The sequence below is a fragment of the Citrobacter sp. Marseille-Q5395 genome (assembly GCF_947057495.1).
Taxonomy (GTDB): Bacteria; Pseudomonadota; Gammaproteobacteria; order Enterobacterales; family Enterobacteriaceae; genus Citrobacter; species Citrobacter murliniae.
In genome coordinates this window covers 75,081-95,429 of the sequence record NZ_CAMSEL010000010.1, presented here as the reverse complement: position 1 = coordinate 95,429, position 20,349 = coordinate 75,081, and the positions used below count along the sequence as shown (strand labels likewise).

18 protein-coding genes are annotated in these 20,349 nt (G+C 50.8%); 10 read left to right on the top strand and 8 right to left on the bottom strand.

Annotation, left to right across the window (positions count from 1 at the left end; all coding sequences use genetic code 11):
- Positions 1 to 89 precede the first annotated feature (89 nt).
- Positions 90 to 878 (top strand): hypothetical protein, encoded by a 789-nt coding sequence (locus OH663_RS12895; RefSeq protein ID WP_200012143.1) that lies wholly within the window; start codon positions 90 to 92, stop codon positions 876 to 878.
- Positions 879 to 1,040: 162 nt separating this feature from the next.
- Here the strand turns inward: OH663_RS12895 and OH663_RS12890 are convergent, their stop codons facing one another.
- Positions 1,041 to 1,517 carry a cold-shock protein gene (locus OH663_RS12890; protein WP_045440360.1) on the bottom strand — a complete coding sequence of 159 codons (477 nt, stop codon included), beginning with the start codon at positions 1,515 to 1,517 and terminating at the stop codon, positions 1,041 to 1,043.
- An 87-nt stretch (positions 1,518 to 1,604) separates the two neighbouring features.
- The gene (locus OH663_RS12885) at positions 1,605 to 1,850 is read right to left on the bottom strand and encodes a DUF2543 family protein (protein WP_045449467.1); all 246 of its coding nucleotides are present in this window, start codon (positions 1,848 to 1,850) and stop codon (positions 1,605 to 1,607) included.
- A gap of 396 nt (positions 1,851 to 2,246) precedes the next feature.
- Between OH663_RS12885 and OH663_RS12880 the strand changes: the two genes are divergently transcribed.
- Both OH663_RS12880 and OH663_RS12875 read left to right on the top strand, forming a co-directional pair.
- Positions 2,247 to 3,023: an MBL fold metallo-hydrolase gene (locus OH663_RS12880; RefSeq protein ID WP_263525769.1), complete on the top strand. Its 777-nt coding sequence runs from the start codon at positions 2,247 to 2,249 to the stop codon at positions 3,021 to 3,023.
- A gap of 18 nt (positions 3,024 to 3,041) precedes the next feature.
- Positions 3,042 to 3,992, top strand: a complete 951-nt coding sequence (locus OH663_RS12875; RefSeq protein WP_200012139.1) for a GlxA family transcriptional regulator — start codon at positions 3,042 to 3,044, stop codon at positions 3,990 to 3,992.
- On the opposite strand, the gene OH663_RS12870 is transcribed toward OH663_RS12875, so the two are convergent.
- Positions 3,989 to 4,597: a class I SAM-dependent DNA methyltransferase gene (locus tag OH663_RS12870; RefSeq protein WP_200012137.1), complete on the bottom strand. Its 609-nt coding sequence runs from the start codon at positions 4,595 to 4,597 to the stop codon at positions 3,989 to 3,991. The genes OH663_RS12875 and OH663_RS12870 overlap by 4 nt on opposite strands.
- A gap of 175 nt (positions 4,598 to 4,772) precedes the next feature.
- Here OH663_RS12870 and OH663_RS12865 point away from each other — a divergent pair, with 175 nt between their 5' ends.
- From OH663_RS12865 to OH663_RS12845, 5 genes are all read left to right on the top strand, one after another.
- The gene (locus OH663_RS12865) at positions 4,773 to 5,852 is read left to right on the top strand and encodes a LacI family DNA-binding transcriptional regulator (protein ID WP_200012134.1); all 1,080 of its coding nucleotides are present in this window, start codon (positions 4,773 to 4,775) and stop codon (positions 5,850 to 5,852) included.
- 153 nt (positions 5,853 to 6,005) lie between these two features.
- Positions 6,006 to 9,083: a beta-galactosidase gene (locus OH663_RS12860; protein WP_200012131.1), complete on the top strand. Its 3,078-nt coding sequence runs from the start codon at positions 6,006 to 6,008 to the stop codon at positions 9,081 to 9,083.
- Positions 9,084 to 9,142: 59 nt separating this feature from the next.
- Positions 9,143 to 10,396, top strand: a complete 1,254-nt coding sequence (locus OH663_RS12855) for an MFS transporter (RefSeq protein WP_136345276.1) — start codon at positions 9,143 to 9,145, stop codon at positions 10,394 to 10,396.
- A gap of 29 nt (positions 10,397 to 10,425) precedes the next feature.
- Complete coding sequence (gene lacA, locus OH663_RS12850) at positions 10,426 to 11,037, top strand: galactoside O-acetyltransferase (protein ID WP_048221977.1); 612 nt, start codon at positions 10,426 to 10,428, stop codon at positions 11,035 to 11,037.
- Between the two features lie 225 nt (positions 11,038 to 11,262).
- Positions 11,263 to 11,535 (top strand): YceK/YidQ family lipoprotein, encoded by a 273-nt coding sequence (locus tag OH663_RS12845; protein WP_045440341.1) that lies wholly within the window; start codon positions 11,263 to 11,265, stop codon positions 11,533 to 11,535.
- A 59-nt stretch (positions 11,536 to 11,594) separates the two neighbouring features.
- On the opposite strand, the gene prpE is transcribed toward OH663_RS12845, so the two are convergent.
- The 4 genes from prpE to prpB all read right to left on the bottom strand — a co-directional run bounded on the left by prpE (position 11,595) and on the right by prpB (position 17,169).
- Positions 11,595 to 13,481: a propionate--CoA ligase gene (gene prpE / locus OH663_RS12840; protein WP_045440339.1), complete on the bottom strand. Its 1,887-nt coding sequence runs from the start codon at positions 13,479 to 13,481 to the stop codon at positions 11,595 to 11,597.
- Positions 13,482 to 13,521: 40 nt separating this feature from the next.
- Entirely contained in the window at positions 13,522 to 14,973 is a 1,452-nt protein-coding gene (locus OH663_RS12835) for a bifunctional 2-methylcitrate dehydratase/aconitate hydratase (RefSeq protein ID WP_048221978.1), read from the bottom strand.
- Positions 14,974 to 15,011: 38 nt separating this feature from the next.
- The gene (gene prpC / locus OH663_RS12830; RefSeq protein WP_045440334.1) at positions 15,012 to 16,181 is read right to left on the bottom strand and encodes a bifunctional 2-methylcitrate synthase/citrate synthase; all 1,170 of its coding nucleotides are present in this window, start codon (positions 16,179 to 16,181) and stop codon (positions 15,012 to 15,014) included.
- Between the two features lie 109 nt (positions 16,182 to 16,290).
- A complete protein-coding gene (gene prpB, locus OH663_RS12825) occupies positions 16,291 to 17,169 on the bottom strand; it encodes a methylisocitrate lyase (protein ID WP_045440332.1) in 879 nt (292 codons plus the stop codon).
- A gap of 250 nt (positions 17,170 to 17,419) precedes the next feature.
- On the opposite strand from prpB, the gene prpR reads away from it, so the two are divergent.
- The gene (prpR, locus tag OH663_RS12820; protein ID WP_200012128.1) at positions 17,420 to 19,015 is read left to right on the top strand and encodes a propionate catabolism operon regulatory protein PrpR; all 1,596 of its coding nucleotides are present in this window, start codon (positions 17,420 to 17,422) and stop codon (positions 19,013 to 19,015) included.
- A 48-nt stretch (positions 19,016 to 19,063) separates the two neighbouring features.
- On the opposite strand, the gene yahO is transcribed toward prpR, so the two are convergent.
- Positions 19,064 to 19,339 (bottom strand): DUF1471 family periplasmic protein YahO, encoded by a 276-nt coding sequence (gene yahO, locus OH663_RS12815; RefSeq protein WP_045440330.1) that lies wholly within the window; start codon positions 19,337 to 19,339, stop codon positions 19,064 to 19,066.
- Positions 19,340 to 19,697: 358 nt separating this feature from the next.
- Here yahO and OH663_RS12810 point away from each other — a divergent pair, with 358 nt between their 5' ends.
- Positions 19,698 to 20,330 carry a LysE family transporter gene (locus OH663_RS12810; RefSeq protein WP_045449464.1) on the top strand — a complete coding sequence of 211 codons (633 nt, stop codon included), beginning with the start codon at positions 19,698 to 19,700 and terminating at the stop codon, positions 20,328 to 20,330.
- Positions 20,331 to 20,349 lie beyond the last annotated feature (19 nt).

Genomic DNA, 20,349 nt, shown 5'->3' with positions numbered 1-20,349 from the left:
ATACAATGCGTGCTACATAGCGAGTCAATGTAAGTAGTCACAAGATCATTAATAATTCGTGATAAACATCTCAGAAACAGATGGATCTAATGGATCTAAATGCGGTAATGGCGCTAATCTGGAAATCGCTAATTTCGGAGATTATGATGATACGGCTAGTAAACTCAAAAGAAGAAATCGTTGATAATATTTTTTCTTTTACTCAAGCACTTAACGAAACGCCTAGAAATCCAATATTTGAACAGTCTGGACGATTTAAATGCTGGTATGCTTATAAAGATGAACTCAATAATCAATGGTGCTTTGGTCCAAGCAAATATATAGGCTACGCTGAAATAAGCATTGACATTTATAATAAGACATATCCTGAACTGGATGGAAAGATAACTGAAAAACAGTTATCAAAATTCAGCTCAGACATTGATGACGTTACTTATTCATATCTCCAAAATGAATTATTTAAGTTATTAAGCCATGCTGGAAGAATTCCATCTAAAAGTGCAAAAATAAAAATCATTGAAGGTGTCAAAAAAAACATGCTAACTAAAAAAATTAACTATGAAACATCTGATGAATGTCGTTTCTATTATGAAGATGAAAAACCTTCTATCGTTAACATTTCAAACTTCATTCGCTCTGATGTAGGAATAAAATTTGATCTGCAATGGGGCGATAGCCGCTATTTTGTCTCACTAAATAAAAAAACAGACTTTTGGTATTGCGAAGGAATTGCTTCTTATATAAAAACCGGAGAAAAAATTGATATAGCGGCTTTTGTTAAATTTCATGACAATGGAGATATTGATATTCTTGGGGATAAATGGTTTGAGAATGGATACAATGCGTTATGGACAGCATCTGTTTGTGTCAGCCGTTAAGATACTACCTTAAATAGTATCCCATGGCGTATTTCCATAGCGATATTACTCTCAGACTTCGAACAAAAGCCATCTGTCACAGAGTTAAAAGAACAAAAATACCACCCGAAATTCTGCACCTGAACGGCGCAGAATTTCGGCTCACAGTCAGTCCAAAAGATTTCAGACCTTGAGGAGTTTCACCGTGGCGTCGATGTCTATCTCATCTTCCGAGAAGATCAGCGTTGTTCCCTGGAAGGTGGTGATTGCCAACTTTTTCAGCGTACGCATTTCTCCGGGCTTCACATCTGATTTCGGTTTGATGCTGTTCATCAGTACGCCCACAGACAACACCGCATTTTCTTTATCAATGCGAGTCTCAACAGGCACTTCTTCACTGTATACCAGGTAAGACTTGATCGCCGTGAGCTTTAGTCGCTCGCCCGCGATATAAATGTACTTGCTCTCTGGTACGACTTTCACCGCATAAGCTGACAAACCCTTGTTATTGGTCGTGGGTTCGAAAGTCACCGCCGCATCTTTCTTGATCAGCTCAGGGTTAGCAACCTTAATCACATGAAAATAACGGTTATCTCCGTTTTCATCTTTGATAAATCCAAAGCCTTTATCTTTAAACCACGTTGTGATTGTTCCGTTCATTGCTTTACCGCCTGGTTAATCGTTAATCTACTAAATTATTGCTGTGCGCAGTGTAAAACACAATGCCAGTGCAGGCTACGCCTTTGGTTACTCGTTACCCCAGCGATTGAGAAACTCCGCTATCTCATCGATACGCTGTTCGTCGATGCCAGCAACACCAGCCATCTCCTGCTGCGCTTCTTCGCTGATCTCCTCGTTGTTCATTAAACGGGTGATCAGTAGCTGGAAGTAATGCGCCAGGGAGTCGCGTTCCGGCTCGTTCACCGGCTTTGTCGTCTCCGTCGCGTACTCGTCGGCAATATCATAATACTTCAGCGAAATTTCGTTGTTCATCAGTTGCTCCGGGGTGAATGCCGTGTGCCAGCGGTTGCCTGCATCGTCTGGTGCGAATGATAGCATTCTTATTTCACCGTTAGCGATCTGTTTTATTGGCGATAATACATTGAATATATCAAAATATTCTCTGCAGCCGTTTTTCATTTAATAAAATCACTTACATTTAATTCACTCTGATTTATTCAGCACGGTATCATTGTCTGGTATTAAATAAATATTAAGCAGGTTGGCTATCATTTAATTTACTATCGCGGCATACACTTTACGTCACGGCATCGGTAATCATAGCATCCGGTTGGCCCAATCCCATCGCTAATCGCCCATTTGCCCACATTTATCTTCTGGACAACACTCTACGATGACACCACTGACCCAAAACGTGGAGCAAACACCATGAACATCACGCAAATACGCAATGCCACGCAACGCATCACCTTTGGCGGCAAAACCTTTCTGGTCGATCCTATGCTGGCGCCAAAAAGTGCTTATCCGGGTTTTGCCGGAACAACGCGCGCAGAGATCCGTAACCCAACCGTCGATCTGCCCATCGACATCGATACCCTGCTTAACGTCGATGCGCTGATCGTGACCCATCTGCATGAGGATCACTGGGACGAGGTTGCCACTCGCGTCGTGCCGAAAGATAAACCGATCTATGTGCAAAATGAGCAGGATGAGCACGTGCTGCGGGAGCAGGGTTTCACACAACTGACCGTACTGACGCACAGCACTACGCTGGGCGACATCACCCTGCGTAAAACCGGCGGCCAGCACGGCTCGGATCGCGCTTACGCCATCCCGCAAATGGCGGAGCGTCTGGGTGATGCCTGCGGGGTTATCTTCCAGCATCCGGCGGAAAAAACGCTGTATCTGGTCGGGGACACCATCTGGCGCAACGAGGTGGAAACCAATATGCAGACTTTCCAGCCAGACGTGGTTATTTTGAACGCAGGCTTTGCCCACGTTATCGGTTTTGGGCCAATTATTATGGGTGCTGAGGATGTGCTAAAAACCCACTTCACGCTGCCGCAGGCACAGATTGTCGCGACCCATATGGAAGCGATTAACCACTGCCTGCTCACCCGTTCAGCTCTGAAAGATTATGCCCACGACAACCAGATTGCGGAATTCGTCAACGTGCCGGAAGATGGTGAAACCCTGACGTTTTAATGCCAACAGAGGAATCGTATGCTCCCGCTCACCGTCGCTATCGTCGCCGTTGAAGATTTCAGCCCGTTTCACTTCTCGGTGCCGTGCATCATTTTCAGTGACAAAGTGGCGGCGAAAAAACGCTTTGAGGTGCAACTGTGCGCCGAGAAACCTGGCATCATCGCTTCTCAGGACGGCTTTTCCGTCACCGCCTCTCACGGTTATGAAGCCGTGGAGGCGGCCGACATTGTGGTGATCCCATACTGGGGCACCACGGCCCATCGCCCGGCACAAAGTCTGCTTGATGCACTCAATCGCGCGCGGCAAAACGGCGCCCAAATTGTCGGATTGTGCCTGGGTGCATTTGTTCTCGGCTATGCCGGATTGCTGGACGGCAAACGAGCGGCCACGCACTGGGAGTTTGAACAAGACTTTCAGGCACGTTTTCCCGCCGCTCGTCTGGATATCAACGCCTTATATGTGGATGACGACGGCATTATCACCTCGGCAGGCACCGCAGCCGCACTTGATTGCTGCTTGTATGTGATCCGCCAACGCTTTGGCAGTACGGTCGCGAATCAGATTGCCCGACGGATGATTGTGCCGCCGCATCGCGAAGGTGGACAGGCGCAGTTTATCGAACAGCCAGTGGCGAAAAGTACCCAGGATCAGCGCATCAACGCTCTGCTCGACTATTTGCGCCAGCATATCCACGAACAACATAGCCTCGACGGGCTGGCGCAGCGGGTAATGATGAGTCGGCGAACTTTAACCCGCCATTTTATGAAAGCTACCGGGTCGAGCGTGGCAGAGTGGCTGATTGCCGAACGCCTGCGTCGCAGTCAGGAACTGCTTGAGTCCAGCCCGTTACCCGTTGAAAGAATTGCCGAACAGGTTGGCTTTCTGTCGCCGGTAACCTGGCGCCAGCATTTTAAATCACACTTCGGTGTCAGTCCCGCTGAGTGGCGCAAAACTTTTCGCGGCGTTTAACCCCTTTTCTTCGCCAGCCAGACCGTATGCCCGGCGCATTGCGGATCTTCCATCACCATATCAATCACCTCAAAGCCGTGCGCTGACAGCAGTGCGCGGTACTCGTCGGGCGCCAGACTGGCGTGAAACAACGGTTCGCCTTCAAACTGTCCCATGGCGATGCCGTTACTGGTGCCGCTGGTAAACATGAGTGCGCTACCGGGATGGCTGAGCCGGTCAAAAATCGGGAACATGTTTTGTTGGTCCTGCTGGGTTAAATGGAAAAAACTGTCCCAGGCAAGCAAACCCTCGAAAGTTTCATTCAGCGTTAATTCGCGCATATCCTGCTCCAGCCAGCGCTGGTCGGGAAAAGCTTGCCGGGCGCGCGCCAGCATCGCCGCTGAACCATCCACACCGGTAAGCTGAAAACCTTGCTGGATAAAATAGTCGGCAATCGGCTGACCGTTCCCACAGCCAATATCTACAATGCTGCCCAGCCCGCCCATTGTCGCAATGAATTTATCCAGCCAGTGTTTTTCAAAAAGCGTGCGCGAGCGCTGGCAGGCAAACGCAGCTGCGTGGCGTCGGTAAATGGACAGAATGTTCTTTGCCTCCAGATCACTCACAATTTCCTCACTATTTTTTGATATATCATTATGTTAAATATGGCAACCATAGACCACAGGGAGCGATTTGCTGAAAGCTTCTTTCTCCGAAATGAGCCTCGCAGAACAATGCCACAAATGACGAAAAACCTTTCATGGTGTGGCATGATAGCGCGTGGATAACATGGAAATCAGGGTGGTAAATGTGAAACCGGTAACGCTATACGATGTTGCAGACCATGCAGGAGTCTCTTACCAGACCGTCTCCCGCGTCGTGAATCAGGCCAGCCACGTTTCCGCGAAAACCCGTCAGAAAGTTGAGGCCGCAATGGCGGAACTTAACTATATCCCCAACCGCGTCGCACAGCAGCTTGCGGGCAAGCAAACGCCACTTATCGGCGTGGTGACCGCAAACCTTGCTCTGCATGCACCCTCGCAAATTGTTGCCGCCATTAAATCTCGCGCCGACCAGTCCGGGGCCAGTGTGGTGATTGCGATGGTTGAGCGTAGCGGTATGCAAGCGTGTAAATCGGCGGTACATAACCTGCTGTCACAGCGTGTGACCGGGCTTATCATCAACTATCCGCTTGATGAAGAGGACGCCATTGCCGTTGCCGCCTCCTGCGCCCCGGTGCCGGTGCTGTTTCTTGATGTCTCGGATCAATCCCCAATTAACAGCGTGATTTTCTCCCATGACGATGGCGCGCGACTGGGCGTAGAACATCTGGTACAGCATGGCCATCAACGTATCGCTCTGTTAGCCGGACCGAATACCTCAGTCTCGGCACGGCTCAGACACGCGGGCTGGCATAAGTATCTGGCGCACTACCAGCTACAACCGACGGTGGAAATGGAAGGCGACTGGAGCGCTATGTCCGGTTTTCATCAAACCATGCAGATGCTTAACGACGGTAACATCCCTACCGCTATGCTGGTCGCCAATGATCAAATGGCACTGGGCGCGATGCGGGCAATAAGCGAATTTGGCCTGCGGGTCGCTACTGACATCTCGGTAATTGGCTATGATGACACCGAAGACAGCTCCTGTTATATCCCGCCGCTGACCACAATAAAGCAGGATTTCCCGATGCTTGGACAAACCAGCGTCGACAAACTATTACAGCTTTCACAGGGTGGATCCGCCCCGGGTAACCAGCTTCTGCCCGTTACGCTGGTTGAGCGAAAAACCGTTCTGCCGCCGAATACTCAGACCGCTACCGCTCAGGGACTCGCGGAGTCTTTAATGCAGCTGGCCCGCCAAATTTCTCGTCTTTAACACTCCATGGGGAAGTTATCATCTTTATCTCGCATACCTGAATTTATGTGATTTAGTTCAATTATTATTCACACTCCCCTTTACAAAATAATCGACTCCCACGTATGTTCAATAAAATTGTGAGCGGATAACAAATTTAACCAGGATACTGCCATGACCCTGAACACGGATTCACTCGCCGCCGTACTGAAACGCCGCGACTGGGAAAACCCCGGCGTGACACAACTCAATCGCCTGGAGGCTCACCCGCCTTTTTGTAGCTGGCGCTCAGCGGATGATGCCCGCAGGAACAGTCGCTCTGCGCAATTGCGTTCACTGAATGGTGAGTGGAAATTTGCCTGGTTTGCTTCGCCAGAAGCGGTACCTGAAAGCTGGCTTGAAAACGATCTGCCGCAGGCGGATACCATCGTGGTGCCTTCTAACTGGCAGATGAGCGGTTATGACGTACCAATCTACTCCAACATTACCTATCCGTTTCCGGTCAACCCCCCGTACGTTCCGGCTGAGAACCCAACCGGATGTTACTCGCTCACATTTAGTGTAGATGAAGGCTGGCTACTTGAGGGCCAGACTCGCGTTATTTTTGATGGTGTCAATTCTGCATTTCATCTGTGGTGCAATGGTCGCTGGGTCGGCTACGGTCAGGACAGTCGTCTGCCTTCCGAATTTGATCTCAGCAATTTCCTGACTCGCGGTGAAAACCGTCTGGCGGTGATGGTGCTACGCTGGAGCGATGGTAGCTATCTGGAAGACCAGGACATGTGGCGTATGAGCGGTATTTTCCGCGACGTTTCTCTGCTGCACAAACCCACGACGCAAATCCGCGATCTGCGTGTCAACACCCGCTTTAACGATGACTTCAGTCGCGCAGTGCTGGAAGCGGAAGTCAGGGTGGCGGGCAACGAGAGCGAAGATTTACGCGTCACCCTACAATTGTGGGATGGTGAAACACTGATCAGCGATACCACCGCCCTGTTAGGCAGCGAGATCATTGATGAGCGCGGGGCTTACAACGATCGCACTTCGCTGCGTCTGAATGTTGAAAACCCGGCGCTGTGGAGCGCAGAGACACCCAATCTGTACCGCGCTGTTGTACAGTTACATACAGCCAACGGCACACTGATTGAAGCAGAAGCCTGCGATGTCGGCTTTCGTCAGGTGAGCATTGAAAATGGTCTGCTCCTGTTAAACGGCAAGCCACTATTGATTCGCGGAACCAACCGGCATGAACATCACCCGAAAAACGGTCAGGTGATGGACGAAGCGACGATGCTGCAGGACATCATCCTGATGAAGCAGAACAACTTCAATGCCGTACGCTGCTCCCATTATCCGAATCATCCGCTGTGGTACACCCTGTGCGATCGCTACGGGCTGTACGTAGTGGATGAAGCCAATATCGAAACCCACGGCATGGTGCCGATGAATCGCCTGACCGACAATCCAGACTGGCTGCCAGCCATGAGTCAGCGCGTCACGCGTATGGTGCAGCGCGATCGCAACCACCCCAGTATTATTATCTGGTCGCTGGGAAATGAATCCGGTCACGGCATGAACCACGATGCCCTCTACCGCTGGCTTAAATCAGAAGACCCGTCCCGCCCGGTGCAGTACGAAGGCGGGGGCGCGGATACCGCAGCAACAGACATCATCTGCCCAATGTATGCCCGCGTCGACCAGGATCAGCCTTTCCCGGCTGTGCCAAAATGGTCAATCAAAAAATGGCTGTCGATGCCCGGTGAGCAGCGCCCGTTAATCCTTTGCGAATACGCCCATGCGATGGGCAACAGCCTCGGCGGTTACGCTAAATACTGGCAGGCGTTTCGCCAGTACCCTCGCTTACAGGGCGGTTTCGTCTGGGACTGGGTGGATCAGTCGCTCATCAGATACGATGACGAAGGTAAGCCCTGGTCTGCCTACGGCGGTGACTTTGGCGACACGCCGAACGATCGTCAGTTCTGTATGAACGGTCTGGTGTTTGCCGATCGCACACCGCATCCATCACTGTACGAGGCTAAACACGCGCAGCAATTTTTCCAGTTCACGTTGCTCCCTGGCGCGCAATGGAAGATTGAGGTCACCAGTGAATATTTGTTCCGTCGCAGCGATAACGAAGTTTTGCACTGGTCTATCGCTCAGGACGGTAATCCACTGGCCAGCGGAGAGCAGGCATTGGATATCGCTCCGCAGGGCAACCAGATAATCACCCTGCCGGAAATCCCGATGCCTGAAACTGCGGGCCAGCTGTGGCTGACGGTGCACGTTGCTCAGCCCCAGGCGACCGGGTGGTCAGAAGCTGGACATATCAGTGCCTGGTATCAGTGGAAACTGGAAGAAAAATTCAGTCTGACGCTTCCATCGCATGCCAGTGCAACGCCAGAGCTGACCGTCAGCGAGGGCGCATTTACAGCGGCAGTCAATAACAAACGCTGGGAATTCTCCCGTCAGTCAGGTCTGCTAACACAATACTGGATGGATGATACGCCGCAGTTATTAACCCCGTTAATCGATCAGTTCATCCGCGCACCGCTGGATAACGACATTGGTGTCAGTGAAGTCACCCGTATCGATCCCAACGCCTGGGTCGAACGCTGGAAGGCGGCAGGTCACTATCACACAGAGCCAAAGCTACTGGTTTGTGAAGCCGAAACACTGTCCAGCAGCGTACTGATTACCACCGTACATGCCTGGCAGTACCTTGGTAACACACTGTTTATCAGCCGTAAATCCTACCGTATTGACGGACACGGCGAGATGCAAATGACAATAGATGTCGATGTCGCCAGCGGAACACCGCATCCGGCGAGGATTGGTCTTAGCTGTCAGCTTGCGTTGGTCGCTGAGCGGGTAAACTGGACAGGTCTCGGTCCCCACGAGAACTACCCGGATCGCCTGAGCGCGGCCTGTTTTGGCAAGTGGGATCTTTCGCTGGATGAGATGTATACCCCTTACGTTTTTCCGAGTGAAAACGGCCTGCGCTGTGGAACGCGCGAATTGCGCTACGGTGCTCATCAGTGGCGCGGTGATTTCCAGTTCAACATCAGTCGCTACAGTCAGAAACAACTGATGGAAACCAGCCATCGCCATCTGCTGCAACCAGAGGCGGGGACCTGGCTCAATATTGATGGTTTCCATATGGGCGTCGGCGGGGATGACTCATGGAGTCCTTCCGTTTCGCCGGAATATCAACTGAGTGCCGGACACTATCACTACCAGGTCAACTGGCGCTAAAAATAATAAATAATTGGGCAGGTTGCGACCTGCCATTATTTTGCGTAAGGAAATCCATTATGTATTATTTAAAAAACACTAACTTTTGGATGTTCGGTTTTTTCTTCTTCTTTTACTTTTTTATTATGGGGGCTTATTTCCCATTTTTCCCTATCTGGTTACACGATATAAACCATATCAGCAAAGGGGATACCGGCGTCATCTTCGCCTGCATCTCTTTATTCTCACTGCTTTTTCAGCCCATTTTTGGTCTGCTCTCCGATAAACTCGGACTGCGAAAACACCTGCTATGGATCATTACCGGGATGCTGGTAATGTTTGCCCCGTTCTTTATTTACGTTTTTGGTCCACTACTGCAGTTTAATATTTTACTCGGCTCTATTGTCGGGGGAATTTACCTGGGTTTTATTTACAACGCAGGGGCTCCGGCAATCGAAGCCTATATTGAAAAAGCGAGTCGCCGAAGTCATTTTGAATTTGGCCGCGCACGTATGTTTGGTTGCGTGGGCTGGGCATTGTGCGCCTCAATTGCCGGGATTATGTTTACTATTAACAACCAGTTTGTCTTCTGGTTGGGATCGGGTTGCGCGATAATTCTGGCAATACTGCTGTTCTTTTCGAAAGCGGAAGTGCCTTCTTCTGCAAAGGTTGCGGACGCAGTCGGCGCCAATCATTCAGCTTTCAGCCTGAAACTGGCACTGGAGTTATTTAAACAACCTAAACTATGGTTCCTTTCACTGTATGTCGTCGGTGTTTCCTGCACTTACGATGTGTTCGACCAGCAGTTCGCCAATTTTTTCACCTCATTCTTTGCCACTGGTGAACAAGGTACTCGCGTATTTGGCTACGTCACCACCATGGGAGAGCTACTCAACGCTTCCATCATGTTTTTTGCCCCGCTAATTGTGAATCGCATCGGTGGGAAAAACGCCCTGTTGCTGGCAGGCACTATTATGTCAGTGAGGATTATCGGTTCCGCGTTTGCCACCTCCGCGCTGGAAGTTGTTATCCTCAAAACGCTTCATATGTTTGAAATCCCCTTCTTGATCGTCGGCTGCTTCAAATACATCACCAGCCAGTTTGAAGTTCGTTTCTCCGCCACTATTTATCTGGTGTGCTTCTGTTTCTTCAAACAGCTGGCAATGATTTTCATGTCCATACTGGCCGGTAATATGTACGAAAGTATCGGTTTTAAGGGAGCTTATCTGGTACTGGGAATCATCGCCCTGAGCTTCACGCTGATTTCAGTCTTTACGCTTAGCGGCGCAAAACCATTCTCTCGTTATGTCACGCAAATGGACAGACAGGTCTGAATTTAACATACAAGGATGGAGTCGCATTAATGAGCACCGCCATGAGAGACAGAATAAAAGCAGGAAAGCTGTTTACCGATATGTGTGAAGGGTTACCGCAAGAGAGATTGCGCGGAAAAGAGTTAATGTATGAATTTAATCACACTCGTCCATCAGAAGTTGAAAAGAGAGAGAAACTGATTCATGAAATGTTTGGCACCGTGGGAGAACATGCGTGGATAGAGCCCCCCATTTATTTTTCTTACGGTAGCAATATTCACATTGGTAAAAACTTCTATGCCAATTTTAACTTCACCATTGTAGATGATTACACGGTTACCATAGGCGATAACGTTTTAATTGCACCCAACGTCACGATCTCTGTAACCGGGCATCCTGTTCATCATGAGCTGAGAAAGTTTGGCGAGATGTATTCTTTTCCGGTAACGATCGGCAATAATGTCTGGATTGGCAGTAATGTTGTTATCAATCCCGGAATTACGATTGGCGAGAACACGGTCATCGGTGCGGGTAGTGTCGTGACTAAAGACATCCCCCCCAATGTCGTTGCGGCTGGCGTTCCCTGTCGGGTCATCCGAGAAATCAGCGACAGAGACAAGCAATATTATTACAAAGACTACAAAACGGAGCTGTCTATTTAAACAGATTACTATCCAATAAACGTCAAGGGGCAGACTTATACCCGTCATACTTCAAGTCGCCAGGGTATTGGCTGCGCCTTTACGGGCCACAGCTTCGCAGCATTCAACTCTGTTCCTGACAGATTGTCACTCCCTCTTATCACTTACCTGACAGCTTAAGTTTTGCGGACAAAAAGCCGCTTTTCTACTGTTATGGTAAAACAAGGCGGTAAGCCAGGTCAGAGCATGAGCAGAAAGACAGTTGCGGTAATAGCGCTATTTATCAGCACATTACTTTCGGGATGTGGCAGCATTAATGCACGCACGGAAGGTAAAGAGTCAAATACATATTACGTGGGTATGCATCACGACATTGATAAAATAAAAAACCCGGGTGCTTACGATTATAACTATTTCGATTTAGCGTTGTTATTTGTTGATGTGCCGTTATCTTTTGTGGCGGACACTGTATATGCGCCATTTGATAGCGATCACGGACCGTATAAGAAGGCGAATTAAGATGTAGTGCCGGATGCATCGCTGATGCGACTTATCCGGCCTACGGTTAAGATGCCAGGTTATTCTTCAATTACCTGACGGATTTGCTGTAACGACGCGGGATCGTCAATGGTGGTCAGATCGCCGGGATCGCGACCTTCACAGATCGCCTGGATCGTTCGCCGCAGCATTTTTCCGGAGCGAGTTTTGGGGAGTTGAGAAACAAACCAGACATGTGCCGGGCGACCAAAGTTACCAATCTGACTGTCCACCAGCGCCATAATCGCCTTCTCTTCTGAATGCGCGATATCGCGATCTTCCAGACTGTCGCTCTGCTTCGGAATAACAAATGCCACAGCCACCTGCCCTTTCAACGCATCTTTTACGCCCACTACCGCCACTTCCGCAACGTTCGGATAGCTGGAAATACTCTCTTCGATCTCGCGCGTGCCAAGTCGATGTCCGGCAACGTTAATCACATCATCCGTCCGGCCAAGAATAAAGTAATAACCATCGGCATCGCGGATCCCCCAGTCAAACGTGGCGTACACCTGACGAGAAAACAGCGACCAGTAGGTATTCACAAAGCGCGTGTCATCGCCCCAGATAGTTTGAATACACCCCGGCGGCAGAGGCCCTTCAATCACCAGCATTCCCTTCTCATTTGCCTCACAGGGTTCACCGGTCACTTCATTCAGCAACTGTACGTTGTAGCCATACATCGGCACGCCAGGACTACCCAGACGCGAAGGCCGGTCATCCAGTCCACGAGCAATCGCCATGATCGGCCAGCCGGATTCGGTCTGCCAGTAGTTATCGATAACCGGTACGCCCAGCGTTTCCGTTACCCAGCTCGCGGTCGGTTCATCCAGCGGCTCACCCGCCAGATACAGCACCTCCAGCGAGGAGAGATCGTGGTTGCGGATCTGCGCAGTCGGGAATTTCTTCAGCACGCGGATAGCGGTCGGCGCCGAGAACATCCGGCTGACCTGATATTTCTCGACGATTTTCCACCATACCCCGCAGTCCGGATACGTTGGTAACCCTTCGTAGACAATAGTCGCCATCCCCGCCAGCAACGGGGCGTACACGATGTAGGAGTGTCCAACCACCCAGCCGATATCCGAGGCACAGAAAAAGACGCCACCAGCTTTGCCGCCAAAAATGGTGTCCATTGAGGTCGCCAGCGCCACCGCGTAGCCGCCGACATCACGCTGTACGCCTTTCGGTTTGCCGGTCGTGCCGGAGGTGTAGAGAATGCAGGATGTTTCGTTCGACTCCAGCCAGGTTACCGGCACACGCGCCCCGAGATGCTGCTGACGCAGCGTGGCAAAATCGAGGTCACGCCCCGCCACCTGCGCCATTTTCGCCAGACCGCGATCGACCAAAATCACATGGCGTGGCTGGTGCTGCGCCTGATTGATCGCATCGTCGAGCAACGTTTTATACGGCAGTATTTTGCCACCACGCGCTCCGGCATCTGCTGATACGATAACCGTTGGTCGGGCATCGTCGATCCGCGCCGCCACGCTATGTGAAGCGAATCCACCGAACACAACCGAATGGATCGCCCCAATACGTGCACAGGCCAGTAGCGTAATGTGCGCCTCGGCAATCATTGGCATATAGACCAGCACCCGATCGCCACGTTGAACGCCCAGCGACAATAGCATCGCTGCTGTTACGTTAACTTCGTCATACAACTGGCTAAAGGTAAACGTGCGTTCTTCTTCGGTTTCCGATGAAACGGCAATCAGCGCCAGCGCATCAGGTTGCTTATCCAGCCAACGGTCGATGGCGTTATGGCACAAATTCGTCGTCCCGCCGCAAAACCAGCGGGCAAACGGCGGATGGTTGTGATCCAGCACTTGGGTAAACGGCTGCTGCCAGTCAATACGCTGAGCCTGCTCGGCCCAGAACGACTCTGGTTGGGTAATCGAACGCTGATAAAAATCGCTATAAGACATAACGCTCTCCTGTTGAACTTACGCCTTGCCGCACGCAGGTTTAAATAATGAAAAGATCCATATACTCATTGACCGGCATCTGCTCCAGGCGTGTTCTGTCCAGGGAGACATCCAGGATGCGCTGCTGCTGGCGAGTTGGGAACTGACGCGCCAGGTTGATTTTGAATTTTTCGACCAGCTTTGGCATACCGTCATGACGACGACGCGCGTGGCCAATTGGGTACTCCACCACCACCTCTTCGAAACGTGAACCGTCGGTAAACTCGAGAGTGATGGCGTTAGCGATAGCGCGTTTTTCCGGGTCGTGATAATCAGCGGTAAAGGCAGGATCTTCGAAGCAGTTGATCTTCTCGCGCAGGGCATCAATGCGTTTATCCTGCGCCACACCGTCTTCATAATCTGCTGCCGTCAAACGTCCAAACAGCAGAGGGATCGCCACCATGTACTGAATGCAATGGTCGCGATCCGCCGGGTTATTTAGTGGGCCTTTTTTATCGATGATACGAATACAGGCTTCGTGAGTACGAATCGTCACTTTTTCGATATCCGCAGCGGTTTTCCCTGCCGCCTGCAACTTCTCATAAAGGGTCATCGCCGCTTCTACCGCAGTCTGTGAGTGGAACTCTGCCGGGAAGGAAATTTTAAACAACACGTTTTCCATCACGTACGAGCCGTATGGACGCTGGAAGCGGAACGACTCCCCTTTGAAAGAAACGTCATAAAAGCCCCAGGTTTTTGCCGTCAGCGCCGACGGATAGCCCATCTCACCGGTCTTCGCCATCAGCGCCAGACGTACCGCGCGGGAAGTCGCATCGCCTGCCGCCCAGGATTTACGCGTGCCGGTATTCGGAGCGTGGCGGTAGGTACGCAGCGACTGCCCGTCGACCCACGCCAGTGATACCGCATTGAGGATCTCGTCACGAGTCAGCCCCAGCATCTCGGCCACCACAGCGGTCGACGCGACTTTAACCAACAGAACGTGATCCAGCCCGACGCGGTTAAAGGAGTTTTCCAGCGCGATGCAGCCCTGAATTTCATGGGCTTTGATCATCCCGGTCAGCACTTTTTTCATGGTTAACGGCGCTTTTCCAACAGCCACCGCATTGCGAGACAGCCAGTCTGCCGTCGCCAGGATACCGCCGAGGTTATCGGAAGGATGACCCCATTCAGCGGCCAGCCAGGTATCGTTGAAGTCCAGCCAGCGGATCATCGCGCCAATGTTAAATGCCGCCTGCACCGGATCAAGCTGAAACTGAGTACCCGGTACGCGAACACCGTTCGGCACTACCGTCCCCGGAACGACCGGCCCTAACAACTTTTTACAGGCCGGATATTCCAGCGCTTCCAGGCCACAGCCGAGGGTATCAAGCAGACAATAATGCGCAGTGTCATACGCCACTTTCGAGGTGATTTCGTAGTTCATGACGTAATCCACGATATCAACGATTTCACGGTCAAATTCTGGGCGAACATTCGAAATTTGTGCAGACATAACAAGAGTTCCTGAGTTTTATAATTTGAGGAATTGAATTAGCAACGCTGATCAATCGGGACAAAAACGCGATCTTCCGGGCCGGTATAATTGGCAGAAGGACGGATAATTTTATTATCCTGACGCTGTTCGATAATGTGTGCCGCCCAGCCGGTAACGCGGGCGATAACAAATAATGGGGTGAACATTTCGGTCGGAACGCCCATCATGTTGTAGGAGACCGCCGAGAACCAGTCGAGGTTGGGGAACATCTTTTTCGACTCCCACATCACGGTTTCCAGGCGATCGGCAATGTTGTACATCTTCAGCGAACCACCTTCCTGAGAAAGCTGCTTCGCCACGCGTTTGATTACCTGATGACGTGGATCGGCAATGGTATAAACCGGGTGGCCAAAACCAATCACCACTTCTTTATTTTCAATACGCTTGCGGATATCGGTTTCGGCTTCATCCGGCGTTTCGTAGCGCTGCTGGATCTCCAGCGACACTTCGTTCGCACCGCCGTGTTTTGGGCCACGCAGAGCACCAATAGCACCGATAATCGCTGAATACATATCGGAGCCAGTACCCGCAATCACCCGGCTGGTGAATGTGGAGGCGTTAAATTCGTGTTCGGCGTAAAGCACCAGCGAGATGTGCATCGCTTTTTCCCAGCTTTGCGACGGCTTTTCGCCATGCAGCAAATGCAGGAAGTGACCGCCAATAGAATCATCGTCGGTTTCGGGCTGGATCCGCTCACCGTTGTGGCTGTAGTGATACCAGTAAAGCAGGATCGAACTGAGCGAGGCCAGCAGCTTGTCGGCAATATCACGTGCGCCAGAAACGGTATGCCCCTCTTTTTCAGGTAGCGTGCAGCCTAACGCGGAGACACCGGTGCGCATCACATCCATAGGGTGCGATGCTGCGGGCAGCGCTTCCAGCACGGTACGTACGTTAGCCGGTAAACCGCGCAGCGCTTTTAATTTGCTTTTATAGGCATTGAGTTCATCACGGTTGGGTAATTTTCCGTGGATCAGCAGATGTGCAACTTCTTCAAATTCGCACTGTTGCGCCAGGTCGAGAATATCGTAGCCACGATAGTGTAAATCGTTACCGCTTTTACCGACGGTACACAGGGCGGTATTTCCGGCTGGCACGCCTGACAGCGCGACTGATTTTTTAGGCTTAATGACATTGGTATTATTTTGCAGGATCGTTGTGTCGCTCATGTTGTCCTCGTCATTATTTTAATGTGTAGGGTATTGAGGGTGTACGCCGTAGACCGGATAAACGTAGTGCCATCCGGCAGTGCCGGATGGCGGCTGCGCCTTATCAGGCCTACTTGAGATTCAGGGCGTCGAGCTTCTCCTCGTACTGGTAATAATTGATGCTTTCGTACAGCTCGTTACGCGTCTGCATAATGTCGATCACGCTCTTTTGCGTGCCTTCCTGGCGCAGCACGTTGTAAACCCTTTCTGCAGCGCGGTTCATGGCACGGAAAGCAGACAGCGGATAGAGCGCCATTGCGACGTTAGCGCTACGCAATTCATCGGTGGTGAACAGCGGCGTGGCGCCAAATTCGGTAATGTTGGCGAGGATCGGTACCTGCACCGCATCAGCAAACTGGCGGTACATAGAAAGCTCGGTGATGGCCTCCGGGAACAGCATGTCAGCACCCGCTTCGACATACGCCCGCGCACGATCGATTGCCGCTTCCAACCCTTCCACCGCCAGCGCATCGGTACGCGCCATGATCACAAAGTTCGGATCGGTGCGCGCATCCACTGCAGCGCGAATACGATCAACCATCTCTTCTTTGGAGACGATCGCTTTATTCGGACGATGACCGCAGCGCTTAGCGCCGATCTGATCTTCAATATGCAGCGCAGCGGCGCCGGCTTTGATCATTGATTTCACAGTACGCGCCACGTTAAATGCCGAGGATCCGAAACCAATATCTGCATCCACCAGCAGCGGCAACGGGCAGACATCGGTAATACGGCGAATATCAGTCAGAACATCATCCAGAGTGGAGATGCCGAGATCCGGCAAGCCCAGCGATCCGGCAGCGACACCACCACCCGACAGATAAATCGCCTGATACCCGGCACGCTGGGCCAACAGCGCGTGATTGGCGTTAATGGTGCCAACGATTTGTAATGGATTTTCTTTGGTGAGCGCGGCACGAAACGCCAGCCCTGGGGAGTGTAGAGACATATCCCATCCTCTTGTTATCAACTTGTTATCGTTCGTTGATTAACTAAAGCAAGGGGTATGCCAAAGACCTTAATTTTTATTCATTTTCTGTTTTTGTTTTTAAAAACAATAAATTAAACTCAATCTTTATATCTTTGTTGCACAAAAGCGTGTCAGCTATCGTTTCATGAAACTGGTTTAAGTGTTTCATTGCAACATTTATGAAACACAACTAAACCCAATATTCGGTTCCTGACTTTTTGGGTTAGCTATGGCTGATACACATCTTCCTCCACGGGTGAACGACGACAAACCGGTTATCTGGACGGTCTCCGTCACGCGTCTGTTCGAACTGTTCCGCGACATTAGCCTCGAGTTTGATCACCTGGCGACTATCACCCCTATTCAGCTTGGTTTTGAAAAGGCAGTGACCTGGATCCGTAAAAAGCTGGCCACTGAGCGTTGCGATGCCATCATCGCCGCAGGCTCCAACGGTGCCTATTTGAAGAGCCGCTTGTCCATTCCGGTGATCCTGATTAAACCCAGCGGATTTGATGTGTTACAGGCGCTGGCGAAAGCGGGAAAACTCACTTCGTCGATTGGCGTCATCACCTATCAGGAAACCATCCCCGCGCTGATGGCCTTTCAAAAAACATTCAATTTACAGCTTGAACAGCGCAGCTATATCACTGAAGAGGATGCCCGTGGACAAATCAATGAGCTGAAAGCCTGCGGTACACAAGCGGTGGTCGGCGCGGGACTGATTACCGATCTGGCGGAAGAAGCCGGTATGACCGGCATCTTTATCTATTCGGCATCCACCGTGCGCCAGGCCTTCAGCGATGCGCTGGATATGACCCGTATGACGCTACGGCGAAACGGCCAGTATGCTTCTGGTGAGACGCTGCGTACCCGCTATGCCTTGGTGGACATGCGCGGTCACTCTGCGCAGATGGAACAGATGCGGCATACGATTATGCTGTACGCCCGCTCCCGCGCGCCGGTATTGATTCAGGGCGAAACCGGAACCGGTAAAGAGCTGGCGGCGCAGGCCATTCATCGTGAATATTTCACCCGCCAGGAGAATCGACGCGGGAAGCCCTCACCGCCGTTTGTCGCCGTCAACTGCGGGGCCATCACCGAATCATTGCTGGAAGCTGAGCTGTTCGGCTATGAGGATGGCGCATTTACCGGCTCGCGCCGGGGAGGACGCGCGGGTCTGTTTGAAATCGCCCACGGTGGAACGCTGTTTCTCGATGAGATTGGCGAGATGCCGCTGCCGCTACAAACCCGACTACTGCGCGTGCTGGAAGAAAAAGAGGTTACGCGGGTGGGCGGACATCAGCCAATCCCGGTGGATGTGCGGGTGATTAGCGCCACGCATTGTCATCTTGAGCAGGAGATGAAACAGGGAAAGTTTCGTACCGATCTGTTTTATCGCCTGAGTATTCTGCGTCTGCAGTTGCCGCCGCTGCGCGAGCGTCTGCCCGATATTTTGCCGCTGGCAGAAGGATTTTTAAAACAGTCATTGGCGGAATTAGATGTGCCGTTTTCAGAGACAGTGCGCAAGGGATTGAGTCTGAGTCAGCATACTCTGCTGAATTATGGCTGGCCGGGGAATATTCGTGAACTGCGCAATATGATGGAGCGTCTGGCGCTATTTTTAAGTGAGGATCCACAGCCGGAGCTGAACGTCCATTTCTTACAGCAGTTAATGCCGGAACTGACCAATGTCGCCGAAATACCCCAGATGTCACCATCGCTGACGCCACAGCAGGTACTGGCACAATTCAATGGCGATAAAACAGCGGCAGCACGATATCTCGGTATCAGCAGAACCACATTCTGGCGCAGGCTAAAAGAATAACCCACCAGTACAAGGACTGGCGGGTATTTTATCTTTCAATACAGCGCATTATTTTTTCTTGTAAATATTGGCAGTGCCATGGATTTTATTATCCGTTTGACCGGATGTTAATACCACAACGTCAGCACCTTTCTCTTCTGCTTTCTTCAGAAGTTCTTCTTTGGCATCTGCAACGGAAACTTCATTACTTGTTGAGATATCACCAATTTTTGTATATTGCGACTCAACCTTTTCAAACTCAACCTTTGTCATAAATTCTGCTGCATACACGTTGGTCACGACAAAAGCTAACGCACCAATTAATAACTTATATCCAGTTTTCATATAAAAACTCCAGGTTTTGTTTTACGCCATTATCGACCCCTGAGCATCCATCGTGCGAGTCAAGGATGATTAATAAGTAGTTCAGCCCGAATAAAAAATCCAGAGCTAACAGAAATATAAAGATATTTTGCAAAACAATGGCGGCAGAGATTCCTGTAGCGCTGCGTGCGCCACCCCGCCCGGTCTATTGAAAACACCCCAGACGCCCGTTTGCAACATCGGCGGCGTTTCATAAAACAGTGTGAGTACATACTCAGAATCATGCTTACACTAAAACTATAGTATGGGTTAATTCAGAACGACCTCAATTACGATTGAAGGTAAAACGCCAATTTTTTCACAGATGGAAGCGCTGTTTATGGAACCTCTACACGCCGTCGTACTAACCGTCAGTTTATTTGTTTTAACCTTTTTTAACCCCGGCGCGAATCTGTTCGTGGTGGTGCAAACCAGCCTGGCATCAGGGCGGCGAGCAGGCGTAATGACAGGACTGGGCGTTGCATTAGGCGATGCCTTCTATTCCGGTCTGGGACTCTTTGGGATGGCGACGCTTATCACCCAGTGTGAAGAGATATTTTCGCTGATAAAAATTATCGGTGGCGCCTATTTGCTGTGGTTTGCGTGGAATAGCATACGGCATCAGGCCACACCACAAATGCCCACATTACAGCAGCCGCTCTCCGCTCCCTGGTATGTTTTCTTCCGTCGTGGATTATTAACGGATTTGTCCAATCCACAGACCGTGCTGTTTTTTATTAGTATCTTCTCAGTAACGTTAAGTGCAGAAACCCCGACCTGGGCCAGGTTAATGGCGTGGGCAGGAATAGTCTTTTCTTCCGTTATCTGGCGTATTTTTCTCAGCCAGGCGTTTTCTCTACCCGCAGTGCGTCGTGCATACGGACGTATTCAACGGGTTGCCAGTCGGGTGATTGGCGCCATTATCGGCGTCTTCGCTTTAAGGCTGATTTATGAAGGTATTAGCCATCGTTAAGAGAGTTTAACTTGACCAT